The following is a 12,183-nucleotide window of genomic DNA, read 5'->3' as shown; positions in this document are numbered from 1 at the left end:
CCTTGTCCAGCTTCCTAAAAAGGAGTCTGACAAGGTTTTATTTTTTTACTTTTAAAAATTCCTTACTGGCACAAGGTCTATTGCTTAAAAATTTTGTCATGATTAAATGAGCAGGTAGATAATGGCAATAACAGCAACAATCAAAACACTAGGAATGATATAGGCCACAATCTGGTTACACTTCAACTTGAAGTTGGACAGATAAGACAGAACCCAAAATGAGACAATCAGGTTTGTCGTTGCATCTCCTAGTTGATAGGCCTGGAGGATCTTGCCCAGATTATTTCCCACTTCTAAAGTAGCTGGTACAATATAAGGAGACTCAATAACAAACTTAGAACCTCCTGAAGGCACTGCTATATTTAAAAGAGCTAAGTAAGACTGGCCAAGTTCTACCATTTGAGATACTGACAAAAAAGTGTGAAATGACAAGTCCTAAGCCTGTACTCTGAATAATCCCAAAGATCCCTGCATAAAAAGAAAATTGCAAAACCAAGCCCCATGAGGACATGACCCCATCCTTGAAAAGGGTGGCATAGTAGTCTGGACCTTGCTGAGCGCAGAGCAATAAACCAAGGCCAAGGAAAAGAAAGTGAAAACTATTAAGGTCTAAGCCTGACAGCCCAACTTGGGAAAATTTGTAAAGGCTGTAAGAAAAGATCATACCGCCAATAAGATACATCACCAAGCGTGAACCGTTCATCTTCTCAGCCGGTGTCCTTCTTGCAATCTGAACTTTGGTGGAATGATTAAGTCCCTGTTGGTAGATTTCGTCATCTAACTCTTCAATCTTACTCGGGTCTTTAGGATGTGCTATAAAGGCAAAAGCCAAGGGTACCAGCATACAGATGGCTAACAAGCCAATAAACTGAATATTTAATACGGATTCTGTTAGAGGAACACTCTCAGGCACTATACTCTTGTAACTTTCAGCAACACTGTTTTTTTAAGTAATTAGGGGTTGCTGAGTAGAGCACAGCCTCTCCGGAAATACCAGAGGTGGTCGGTAAGAAAGTGAAAAATAGGGTCGCAACAAATAAGGGTGTGTGTATTTTAATTCCTTTATTGCGGGCTTGTACCAATAGTCCCTTACCAAAACCAATGGCAACCATCATCCCTAGTCCCCAGTGCAGGTAAGCAAAACAGGTACCTACGATAATAGAGAAAATAAAAATTTGTGCTCTATTTCTGGGTAATCTTGCTAAGAAGCGAAATAATTTATGGGCTGGAGGAGAACTGGCCACTGCATTCCCAGTTGCCAGTAAGACAGTCATTTGCATGGCAAAGGATAATAGTCCCCAGAGACCATCAACCCAGCCGTAGACAATTCCTACCGTTTTTTCTGTTCCAATAAAGGACGCCTTGGTTAAAAAGGCAGCCAGCGCCACAACAATAAAAGTTAAAATAAAACAAATAAAGAGTGACTCTGGCATCCATTTCATAAAACCGTCTATATAAGTATCCATAAAACTTTTTTACGCTTTGTTTTTGTCATCTTCTTTCCTTTCTTTTTTAGATTTACAAGATATTAGTCTATAGATAAGGGCCCTTTTCCTGCTAGATCACAGCCATTTGCTTAACTGCTATCTTACCCTACATAATAAAACCGCTTTTATTAATTATCAAATAGTATTTTTATGTTATCTATAACTTTTATTTATGGATTTCTTTCGTTTTGTTATATTCTCTGTCTTTTTAACCATTATTCTGATCCCATTTTTTAAGAAAATCTTCTGTTTAAAAGACAAAAGAAATTGAGTCATTCAAAAAACCTTTATGATATACTATTATGTAAAGCCTTACAAAAGGAGTTATTTCATGGCACACCATCATCATTTCATCACAATTATTGAGTCAGCCTTAGATAAGATGACTCCTTTGGAAAAAAGTATCGGACACTTTTTTATGGAGAATGACTTCAATGACACAGAGTTATCATCTAGACTAGTCACAAAAAGGCTCCATATCTCCCAAGCAGCCCTTACTCGCTTTGCCAAAAAATGCGGTTTTTCTGGCTATCGTGCCTTTGCTTTTGAGTACCGTAAAAGCCTTCAAGAAGCCAATAACAACTTCCAATCTATCAATCGAGACTTAACAAAACAAGTGCTCATCAATTATGATTCTCTCATTAACAAAACCTATGATTTGGTAGATGAAGAAAAGCTAGAAAACTTAGCTGAAATGATTGATAAGTCTGAAAGAATCTATTTCTATGGCAAGGGCAGCTCTGCTTTGGTAGCCCAAGAAACAAAGTCACGCTTTATGAGACTGGGCTTTATCTGCGATGCTTATTCTGATGCAGATGGCTTTACCTGGGCCAATAGCCTGCTAAATGAGAACTGTCTAGTTTTTGGTTTTTCACTTTCTGGTAAAACAGCTTCTGTTATTAATGCCTTAAAGGTGGCCAGCCAAAGAGGGGCTAAAACTGTTTTAATGACAACCCAGACCCAAGAAGACGTAGCAGCTGACATCGATGTTATAACAGTTTCTTCAACCCATCGACTGAACTATGGCAACCGTGTCTCCCCTCAGTTTCCCCTCTTGATCATGATGGATATCTTCTATGCCTATGTTTTAGCTATTGACAAACCCCATAAGGAAAAAATCTTTAAAAACACCATTATCGATTAAAAAAACTCTAGAAAATAAATTTCTAGAGTCAGAACGTAGATAAAGTGATGATTTCTCAGAGAAATCTTATGACAGGTAAAAAGAGGGACGAACGAAGTGAGTCTCTAAAGCCAGGTATCACCATTAGTCAGTTGTTGAAAGTTTGAGAAATTTCGAAACAAGGTTTCCATAAGACTCTGAAAGCTTTGAAAGAAAAAGAACTCATTTATGAGCGCAGCACAGATTATGACAAAAGAGTCAAAAGTCTCTATCCTAGTCAAGCAAGTTTGGATTTAATCAAGATTCTTAACAAGGCACAGGAAGAACTGATCCAAAGCATCGTTGCTGAAAAGGGAGAAAATTGGTATCCCATCATGGAAAGCTTAGCCCAAAAACGCCAAGGTTTTAATATTATTACCCAAGATTGGAAGGATCAGTAGCGACTGCAACCAAACACTTGGCATAAAGAGAAAACTAAAAAATTCTAGACGTAATATCTAGAATTTTTTAGTTTTTAGGAGATTAATTTTTACTAGCTTCTTTCTCTTTAAAGTGGTAGTAAGCACCCACCATGCCAGCATCGTTTTTATAATGAGCAAATCTTATCTGTAGTTTTTCAGAAAGGCTAGGCACTAAATTATCCTCAACTGCTTTTTGAATTTTTTCAGCTAGATAAGCTTCCTCAGCCATTATGCCACCTCCAAGAACAATCAAACTTGGATTGGTAACATAACAAATATTAGCAATGCCTTGAGCCAGGTACTTAACCATCCGATCAATAGCTTCTATACAGACAAGATCCCCACTTTTGGCAGCTTGAAATATCCTACGTCCATCCCATGCCTCTATGGGATCTCCAACTTTCTTGGCGACCTCTTTTACCAGAGCTGTGGTTGAAGCCAGATCTTGAAAGGAACCATCAGCCAAGTGCATATAGCCGACTTCACAGGCTGCATAACTAAAGCCATGAAAGATCTTTGAATCAATGAGTAAACAGCCGCCTATCCCTGTTCCCACGGTTAAACAAACTGTTACAGGACTATCCTTAGCGGCGCCTGATATAGCCTCAGCCAGGCCTGCGCAATTGACATCATTATCTATCTGACAGGGCAAGTGATAGGCTTCTTCAATGACCTTCTTGAACTGAGTGCCCGCATAGTGAGGAATCTGAGGACCTGCATAGAAGATTTCTCCCTTTTCAGGGTCAACCATTCCTGCAGAAGAGATGGCAACACCAGATAGGGGCAGCTTCTCTTTATAGGACGAGACGAGATGCTTTACCTTTTCAAGAATAGCAGAGCCCCCTTTATAGGCTTCTGTGGTCATTTCATGCTTTTCTGTGAGCTGACCACTCTGATCAATAATACCGTACTTTATCCCTGTTCCACCAATATCTATTGTTAAATAATTTTCCATGAAAGACCTCAATGTTTAGTCTAAAAAGTTTTCTTTGGCTTCAACAATCATCTTAGCTGCTTTCAGACATAGGACCTTGTCCGACTCAATAAGCTCTGCCAAAGGCGAACGTACTGAACCAATATCAAGTCCTTCATTAATCCGAAGCACTTCTTTTACCAGTGCATACATATTGCCATGTCCTGAAACCAAGACGGAAATAATAGCATTGATCTGGTACTGAAGTTCTCTAGCCTTATCAAGCTCTCTAGCTTTAATTAAGGCATTGAGCTTAAGGAAGAGTTCTGGCATGGCTCCATAGGTGCCACCAATGCCCGCAGAGGCTCCCATCAGACGCCCAGCTAAAAACTGCTCATCAGGGCCATTGAAGACCAGGCGGTCTTCACCTCCAAGGCTAGAAAAAATCTGTATGTCCTGAACAGGCATAGAAGAATTTTTAACCCCAATCAGGCGTGGATTCTTGAGCATTTCTTTATAGAGGCTGGCTGTCAAGGCTGTTCCAGCCAATTGCGGAATATTATAGATGATAAAGTCAGTATTTGCTGCCGCCTCAGAGATCTTGTTCCAGTAATCTGCAATAGCGTGTTCTGGCAGCTGAAAATAAATTGGTGGAATGGCTGCAATGGCATCAACTCCAAGAGATTCAGCATGTTTAGCCAAGTCTATGCTGTCCTTGGTATTATTACAGGCAACATGGTTAATGATGGTTAACTTACCCTTGGCTTTGGCCATAACATTTTCTAAGACCAGTTTACGATCATCAACACTTTGGTAGATGCACTCCCCTGATGATCCATTAACATATAGTCCTTGGACGCCCTTATCTATAAAGTATTGGGTTAAGTTCCTAACTCTTTCAGGGGAAATGTTTCCTTGTTCATCATAACAAGCATAAAAAGCTGGAATGATCCCTTTATACTTATCTAAATTTTTCATCTCTTTGAGAACTCCTTTTCAAAACTAATTAATGCGTACCTTAACAACTTGTTTTTTTATTTCAGTTATGTCATTGAGCTGAATACCGGGTTGATGATATTCATTTGGGAAGAACAGCACAAAATATCCTGGAATCAGATCAATAACAGAACTCAACTGACAAGATACCAAACCAATATCAGCACTTTCTTGATAAGCTTCTATCTTTTCATCTACTTCTAAACCATAGAGGATCCGTTCTCGTCCTTCAATAACGATATGAATATCAGCATAGGCTTTATGGTATTCAAAGGAAGCTTTCGGCTCTTTGATGGGAGATATTCCCCCATAGTTGCTAAAAACATCCTGACCCCAAATCTCTTCTTTGCCGTCGGCTAAAGTCTTGGGATCTCGCTTCATTAAATAATTTATGGCTTGGTCTAAATGAGGGTGTAAAGATTTATATGTTGATAAACGTGATATCTTGTCAATGATCATCACTATCCTACTTTCTATAGTAATGGACTAGTAAGCTCAGGCTTTTTAGGACTATCTATATCTAGACTTGAATCCTTTTTAAATCTAAAGTTATCAGTCTATGACTTTTTAGTTAGTAAAGAAGCCCAAGGCTGACAAAAACTCTGTAAGGCAAGTTTTTTAACATCTAAGGGACTCATTAGCCTTAGTATGAACTGGGTCTTGAATTAAGAATTCCCAATTGAAGGTTTTCAAACTTAGGGTGAAGGTGTTTTGGTTGCCTTCTTTATGCTCATAAAGCAGAGCAAATTGGTCTTCTCCAATTTCTTGTAGGGAATTATAGGCAAATTCTCCCTCTTGGATCAAACGATGATGAATCCATTTGAGTTTTCCATCATTTTGAACCTCTGCTAAGCGAACATGTCCATTATTTCTGCCTGAACCATTAGCATTAGCTAAGAGTACATATTCCTTACCATCATGTTCCAGAGCAATAGCTGATAACTGAACATATACCTCATTAACATCCTCATAAGTTTCTAAGTCATTCTGCCAGCTTGCCCCACCATCCTTACTAGTGGCTACTTGTAATTTTCCTGTTTTATTACGAAGAAAGAGCTTGATATCTCCATTTTTCAATTGCAGAGCTACAGACTCTGTGTTTTGTTCATTTGGATGATTCATGGTTGAAGAATGGATCCTCTCCCCACTTGCAATGACACGATTATCGTTAACAGCAGCACCCATCTGCCAGGTCTGACCATGGTCATCAGAATAGATAAGACGAGAAGATTGTGAACCAGTCAAATGAGACTTCCAGTTAGTGGAATAGGCGGGTATAACAATACGACCCTTGTGCTCACCATATTTTAAGACAATACCAGTACCAGGACCAACACCTAGGAACTTCATCTCAGGACTTCTGACCATTGATGTAATATCCTTTGGTGAAGACCATGTTTTACCATCATCATCGCTATAGGACATCCACAGATAATTTGACTTCGCAATACGAAATGGTGAGGTTTTGTGGCTTGTAAAATAAACATTACCAATCAAGTCTTGGTTCTGATAGATATCTCCTAAGTTGGCATGGTCTTTTTCATGAGATTCTAAGATAACACGATAATCTGTTTTTTTGCCCTCAGGGCTATAAACAAAACCACCTTCACGAATAGTGTAAAGACCTGTTTTTTGACTATCCGTATGGTAGAGGTTCATATAGACCTTGTCGCCTATTTTGCTGTATTCTGCTTCTCTTTTTTCTGGTATACCGAAAATCCCACGACCTTCTGGAAACATATCATAGATGGAGAAAATACGTTTGGTACTTGGATCTTGAACCAATACCATATCAATGTTAAAGGGAGATTTTTGCTCTTTAACAGCAGCTTTTGGATTGTCACGGAGATTAACTAGGGTGTAAGGGTCAGTCCAGGTCTTACCCTTATCTTCACTGCGTCTAACAACCATGCCAATATTGCCCCAGTCATTTGAGTGATCAAAGCGCTGATCGGCACCAGCAATTAGCGTTCCCTTATCTGTTTTTAAGAGTGCAGGTATACGATAGCCAAAAACACCATCCTCATTTTTTCTATCTGAATGGCCACTTTGATAAATATCTTGCTTTTCAGAAAGAAAGGCACTGACTGCCGGTTTTTCAGCAGCTTTTTCAATTATCTTAGTCTCTTCTAATGAACTTGTCACAGGAGCTAGCTTAGTCTCAATAGTTTTTGCTTCAGTCCCTATCAGGCTTTTTTCAGGGCTTTCTGTTAGAGTCTCAGTAGCTAGAGAGCTTGTTTTTGCTGTTTCTACCCTTTCTTTCAGAGGCTGACTGGCAGCTGGCATAAGTACTTTTGGAATATTAAGAGCTGTGCTTTCTTCTGCTAATACCGTACTTGTTCCAAAAAGACAAATACCAATCAAAACAGAACCCACACCAATTGAAAGTCGACGGATTGAAAAACGTGAATGCTTTTCAAAACATTCTTTACTGTTTCTTTTCATAACTTCTCCTTTAAAATGAAATAATAATATACGCCAATTTTTTAGTAAAACAAGTTATTAAAGTGTCATTCTTTTTATGTCCACCAGCATTAGAACAAGTATATCGAAATAGTTTTTATACTTTTTTATTTGAGTAACTTTTCCATAATGCACACATAGCCATAGCCTAAGCTACTAACCCCAATAATCAGCAGCAAAGATAGCCCTGTTAAGAAGAGTAAGGGAGATTGTTCTAATAGGATGAAAAGAAGAAGGATGACTGCTAAAAATGCAAAGCTCCATGGAAAATGCAGGCTTAAAAGGATAAAACTTCTCTTAAAAATAAGACTTAGCTTACTTTGACCCTTAGTTACTTGAGGATAAGCGTAAGCAAAAGTTAAGATGACTAAAAATAGACTGCCCCAACAAAAAGCTTTAAAGACTTGATAAGGAAAGCTTGATAGAGCCCAAACCAAATAAAGATCTGTAAAAATAGCAGCAAGGAGGGACAGTTCTATGAGTCCCATTTGAAAACCTATGGTTCTATATTTCCTAAAATAACTAAGATAATCTCTGAGCAGGCTGTTTGATTGCTTATTACGACGCTGAGCAAGACTGGCATAAAGAGCTAGCTTAGCAATGCCTATGCTTAAAATAGGTAGGCAAGATAGGCAAAAAAGCAGATTCAAAGTCATGAAGTCAAAAACAGACTCAGAATAACGCAACCACTTGCTGTCTAAGTTAAATAGGGATTTTACAAAACTTTTTCTGGGTTCTTTCATCTTCCTTACACCCCCTTTTTTGATCCTTAACCTTTAACAGCTCCCATTGTAATACCTTGAGTAAATGATTTTTGGAAAATCAGAAAGACTGCTACAATAGGCACAGCCGCCATAGCCGCCCCTGCCATAATCAGGCCATAGTTTGTTGCCATTTCTGCTTGCATGGTGGCAACACCTAGAGAAATGGTCAAATTCTCTCTTGAAGTCAACATTACCAACTGCATAAAATAGTCATTCCAGGTATTGATAAAAGTAAAGATGGCTAAGGCTGCAAATCCTGGTTTAACAATAGGAAAGGCAACATTAAAGAATGTTCTGACTTCCCCACAGCCATCAATTTTGGCTGATTCTAATAATTCTGTTGGAATATTTTCAGAAAACTGTTTCATCAGGAAAACCCCAAAGGGCCAACCAACCAGTGGTAAAATAACAGCTGGCAGACTATCATGAATGCCCATAAAATTAACTATTCTCACCAAAGGAACTAAGACAACCTGTTTGGGAAGTGCCATAGCTGCAATAAAGATAGAAAATAGGATTTTTTGCCCATAAAAGCGTTTTTTAGCCAAAACATAACCAGCTAGGGATGAGGTGGCACAAACAAGCAACATGGTTGTGATGGAGATAAAAATACTGTTCCAAAGCCATTTTAAAGCTGGGTTTTGGATGATTAGGGCTTTAAAGTTTTCGATGGTGATTTCTTTTGGCCACCATTGGGGAGGAATAACTATGGTAGCGGCCTGTGATTTAAAGGCCCCTGTCATAATCCAATAAAAAGGAAAGATAAATAATATGGTTAAAATACATAAAACAAGACTTGTTAAGAGATCTGAAAGGGTCACTTTTATTTTTTTCATGCCACACTCCTTTAGTAATCTACTTCATTACCCAAAATTTTGAATTGGGCAAAACTAATAATGGCAATCATCACAGCCAGAAAGACCCCTATGGTGTTAGCATAGCCATATTCTGATAGTTTAAAGGCCTTCTCATATAGGTAATACATGAGTGTACTGGTTGAATAATTTGGTCCACCAGATGTCAAGAGTTGTATGAGGGCAAAACATTGGAATGAATTGATAGTGGTAATGACAGCTATATAGAGGGTTGTCGGTAATAAGCTCGGCCATTTGATATTCCAAAAAACTTGAAATTCTGTAGCTCCATCCACTCGCGCTGCTTCGCAGAGAGATTCATCAATATTACCCATGGCAGCAATGTATAAAATAATAGGTTGACCAACAGATGTGGTTAACAAGATGACAATAATAGCTAAGAGAGCCCAATGCTTATCACCCAGCCAGCTAATGTTTTGCTCAATCACATGACCATATTTCAGTACATAGTTCAAAATACCTGACATGGGATCATAAATCCATTTCCACACAACGGTTACTGCTACACTACCTGTAACGACTGGTAGGAAGAAAACTGCTCGATAAAATGATCTGGCAAAAACATTCTTATTGTAGGTTTTTGTGGCTACAAATAAGGAAAAGAAGACCACCACAGGAACAGAACCAATAACGATGATTAGTGTATTGATTAAGGATTTAATGAAGATGGTATCATGAAACATTCTAGAATAATTGGCTAAGCCAATAAAGGTGAACTTTGTCATGGAATAATCAAAAAAACTAGTAACAAAGCCCATTATCATAGGAATGAGGACAAAAACGATAAAAAAGACTAGAACTGGGGCAAGAAAAATGTATGAGATGAGGGTTTCTCTCATTTTTAATTTATTGACATTCACAAACAATACCTCTTTTTCCTACAGGGAAAGGCTCCCTCTCAAAAACATAAGTATTATGTAGTGAAAAGGAACTCAATTCAACTTAAAGTTATTGTGCTTTTTTTATTGTCTCATTAGCTTTTTCTGTAAAAGTTTTTAGAGCTTTTTCAGGTTTTTCATCGCCATTTGAGACAGATTGAATCATTGGGAACCATAGGGTTCTCATTTCGGCAAAACCATCGATGGTATTATAGTATGGAGAATAATATTTAGTCCAAGAGGAAATCTTTTCCATACGTTTATCTTTATAGAGGGCTCCAAAGGAACTTCTAACTGGGAATGCGCCGGTACGTACAACGTTTTTAGGCCCCCATTCTTTGTCATCAGCAATAAACTGAATAAACTTCTTAGAAGCTTCAACTTTTTTATCATCCTTATTGTTGAAAACAGCAAAGCCATTGACTAGGTACTCTAATTCTGCTTTGCCATCTTCTGATGGGAAAGGAATTTCAAGGTATTCTACCTTACTTGCTTCCAATAATTTGGCTTGGATACCAGGTTGAGCAGGTGCCCAGAGAATAGTAAAGGAAGTTTGGCCATTGGCAAAGTTTTGAATATCTGCTGAGCCATCATACTGAGATCCATTCATCATCAAACCATCCTTGATCCACTCTGTAATTTTCTTCAATGATTTAACAGAATTGGCATCGTCAGTCGTGTACTTGGTCACTTTTTCATCTGTGATTTTACTGCTATAGAGATTTGCAAAGAAGGCACGTGTTCCTTGGTCTCCGCCCTGCCCATTAGCAAAGAATGAACCAGGATGATAGCCCTTATCTTTTAAGGCCTTTAGCACTTTTTCAAAGTCATCAGTTGTCCAACCTTCTTTGACAAGATCTAATACACCTGCTTCTTTAAGCATTTTCTTATTGAGCGCCATATAGAAAGGTGCAGAGCTAATAGGATACATATAGGCTGTATCTCCAGCTTTTGAGGCCTGAATTAATTTTTCATTCTTGACATCTTTCTCAAAGTCTTTGCTGAAGAGATCGTTCAGTTTTGCTAGTTTTCCATTTTTTCCATATTGGATAATGCGTCCAGGGGCATCAAAAAGAACATCTGGAGCTGTCCCTGCTTCAATGGCTGTTGTTATTTTTTCTGGTCCAGAGGTAAAGTCAATAGTTTCTAGATTAACCTTTATATCTGGATGAGCTTTTTCAAAGGCTGAAATGATTTTTTTCTCATAGGTTCCCACACCATCTTCTGATTTTTCTTGGGTAAAAACTGGGAAAGCCCACCAAGTAATCTCAGTTTTTGCAGATGATCCTGACTTGTTGGCACTGTTTCCTTTATTACCGTTCCCACAAGCAGCTAAGGCCAGGACTGATGCACCAAGCATGGCCAATGAAGCTAGTTTCTTCATTTTCATATTAAATCTCCTTTAAGATTTTTATTTTTTAACATCCTAAAATTAGTGGTTCACGGCTTCGATAAACCGCTCTGCTATTTCTTTTGGCCTAGTAATGGCACCACCAATAACAATACTTGCCACTCCCAGATCATTTATTTTCTTAGCATCTTCTGGTCTGTGCATTTTCCCTTCAGCGATAACAGATACTCCTGCCTGACATAGCCTTTTGATCAGCTCAAAGTCAGGGCCTTCTTCTTGACGACTATAGGAAGTGTAACCAGAAAGTGTTGTTCCAACGAAATCAACTCCTGCCTCATAGGCATTTATACCTTCTTCATAGGTACTGATATCTGCCATTAGAAGCTGCTTAGGGTATTTGGCTTTAATCTTTTTGATAAAGTCACTTATCTCTAAACCATCATGCCTTTTTCGCTTTGTACAGTCAAAAGCAATAACCTCTATATCTAATGCAGCTAACTGATCAACTTCTGCCATTGTCGCTGTAATAAAGGGCTCTTGAGGGGGATAATCTTTTTTGATAATACCAATAATGGGCAGCTGACAGATGGCTTTTATTTCTTTGATATCTCTAACAGAGTTTGCTCTGATACCAACAGCGCCTGCTTGTTCAGCTGCCTTGGCCATTAGAGGCATCACACCGCCATTTTCACTATATAAGGGTTCCCCTGGAAGGGCCTGGCAGGAAACAATAATTCCTCCCTTTAGTGATTCTAAGAGTTTTTCTTTACTGATGTCAGGCATCTATCTACTTCCTTTCTTTCATTTTAGCTATAGAGAGGTCATTCTCTCCAGTAACTTGCTTTTGTTCTTCTGGAAGAGCCCTGCAATTC

The 12,183-nt window shown here is 38.5% G+C and carries 10 protein-coding genes and 3 pseudogenes; 2 read left to right on the top strand and 11 right to left on the bottom strand.

The window, feature by feature from the left end; translation table 11 throughout:
• Positions 1 to 102 precede the first annotated feature (102 nt).
• Positions 103 to 1,466 (bottom strand): annotated as a pseudogene (locus HBN42_RS09990) (TIGR00366 family protein).
• A gap of 352 nt (positions 1,467 to 1,818) precedes the next feature.
• On the opposite strand from HBN42_RS09990, the gene HBN42_RS05185 reads away from it, so the two are divergent.
• Positions 1,819 to 2,631, top strand: coding sequence for a MurR/RpiR family transcriptional regulator (locus tag HBN42_RS05185; protein WP_165994002.1), 813 nt, complete (start codon positions 1,819 to 1,821; stop codon positions 2,629 to 2,631).
• 185 nt (positions 2,632 to 2,816) lie between these two features.
• Positions 2,817 to 3,050: a hypothetical protein gene (locus tag HBN42_RS05180; protein WP_165994001.1), complete on the top strand. Its 234-nt coding sequence runs from the start codon at positions 2,817 to 2,819 to the stop codon at positions 3,048 to 3,050.
• An 82-nt stretch (positions 3,051 to 3,132) separates the two neighbouring features.
• Here the strand turns inward: HBN42_RS05180 and HBN42_RS05175 are convergent, their stop codons facing one another.
• From HBN42_RS05175 to HBN42_RS05135, 10 genes and pseudogenes are all read right to left on the bottom strand, one after another.
• Positions 3,133 to 4,026, bottom strand: a complete 894-nt coding sequence (locus HBN42_RS05175; RefSeq protein ID WP_165994000.1) for an ROK family protein — start codon at positions 4,024 to 4,026, stop codon at positions 3,133 to 3,135.
• Between the two features lie 15 nt (positions 4,027 to 4,041).
• Positions 4,042 to 4,962, bottom strand: a complete 921-nt coding sequence (locus HBN42_RS05170) for a dihydrodipicolinate synthase family protein (RefSeq protein WP_165993999.1) — start codon at positions 4,960 to 4,962, stop codon at positions 4,042 to 4,044.
• A gap of 24 nt (positions 4,963 to 4,986) precedes the next feature.
• Complete coding sequence (locus HBN42_RS05165; RefSeq protein ID WP_165993998.1) at positions 4,987 to 5,439, bottom strand: NanQ anomerase/TabA/YiaL family protein; 453 nt, start codon at positions 5,437 to 5,439, stop codon at positions 4,987 to 4,989.
• A gap of 159 nt (positions 5,440 to 5,598) precedes the next feature.
• Positions 5,599 to 7,062, bottom strand: a pseudogene (locus tag HBN42_RS05160) (sialidase family protein); the annotation flags it as partial.
• 246 nt (positions 7,063 to 7,308) lie between these two features.
• Positions 7,309 to 7,425: pseudogene (locus HBN42_RS10360) on the bottom strand (YSIRK-type signal peptide-containing protein); the annotation flags it as partial.
• A 125-nt stretch (positions 7,426 to 7,550) separates the two neighbouring features.
• Entirely contained in the window at positions 7,551 to 8,186 is a 636-nt protein-coding gene (locus tag HBN42_RS05155; protein ID WP_165993996.1) for a DUF624 domain-containing protein, read from the bottom strand.
• 26 nt (positions 8,187 to 8,212) lie between these two features.
• The gene (locus HBN42_RS05150; protein ID WP_165993995.1) at positions 8,213 to 9,043 is read right to left on the bottom strand and encodes a carbohydrate ABC transporter permease; all 831 of its coding nucleotides are present in this window, start codon (positions 9,041 to 9,043) and stop codon (positions 8,213 to 8,215) included.
• 11 nt (positions 9,044 to 9,054) lie between these two features.
• Positions 9,055 to 9,942 carry a carbohydrate ABC transporter permease gene (locus HBN42_RS05145; RefSeq protein ID WP_328804286.1) on the bottom strand — a complete coding sequence of 296 codons (888 nt, stop codon included), beginning with the start codon at positions 9,940 to 9,942 and terminating at the stop codon, positions 9,055 to 9,057.
• 88 nt (positions 9,943 to 10,030) lie between these two features.
• On the bottom strand, positions 10,031 to 11,350 hold the full coding sequence (locus HBN42_RS05140; RefSeq protein ID WP_165993994.1) for an ABC transporter substrate-binding protein: 1,320 nt from the start codon (positions 11,348 to 11,350) through the stop codon (positions 10,031 to 10,033).
• A gap of 42 nt (positions 11,351 to 11,392) precedes the next feature.
• Positions 11,393 to 12,094 (bottom strand): N-acetylmannosamine-6-phosphate 2-epimerase, encoded by a 702-nt coding sequence (locus tag HBN42_RS05135; protein ID WP_165993993.1) that lies wholly within the window; start codon positions 12,092 to 12,094, stop codon positions 11,393 to 11,395.
• Positions 12,095 to 12,183 lie beyond the last annotated feature (89 nt).

Origin of the sequence: Streptococcus catagoni, assembly GCF_011421425.1 — a bacterium.
In the GTDB taxonomy this organism is placed as follows: Bacteria; Bacillota; Bacilli; order Lactobacillales; family Streptococcaceae; genus Streptococcus; species Streptococcus catagoni.
Note: the sequence above shows the minus strand (reverse complement) of the source record. Positions and strands in the feature narration are given on the sequence as shown.

Bases quoted from the DNA above. Each gene is read 5' to 3' on its own strand.
- HBN42_RS05170 (WP_165993999.1), bottom strand. From the start codon at position 4,962: ATGAAAAATTTAGATAAGTATAAAGGGATCATTCCAGCTTTTTATGCT.
- HBN42_RS05155 (WP_165993996.1), bottom strand. From the start codon at position 8,186: ATGAAAGAACCCAGAAAAAGTTTTGTAAAATCCCTATTTAACTTAGAC.
- HBN42_RS05165 (WP_165993998.1), bottom strand. From the start codon at position 5,439: ATGATCATTGACAAGATATCACGTTTATCAACATATAAATCTTTACAC.
- HBN42_RS05135 (WP_165993993.1), bottom strand. From the start codon at position 12,094: ATGCCTGACATCAGTAAAGAAAAACTCTTAGAATCACTAAAGGGAGGA.
- HBN42_RS05185 (WP_165994002.1), top strand. From the start codon at position 1,819: ATGGCACACCATCATCATTTCATCACAATTATTGAGTCAGCCTTAGAT.
- HBN42_RS05150 (WP_165993995.1), bottom strand. From the start codon at position 9,043: ATGAAAAAAATAAAAGTGACCCTTTCAGATCTCTTAACAAGTCTTGTT.
- HBN42_RS05175 (WP_165994000.1), bottom strand. From the start codon at position 4,026: ATGGAAAATTATTTAACAATAGATATTGGTGGAACAGGGATAAAGTAC.
- HBN42_RS05140 (WP_165993994.1), bottom strand. From the start codon at position 11,350: ATGAAAATGAAGAAACTAGCTTCATTGGCCATGCTTGGTGCATCAGTC.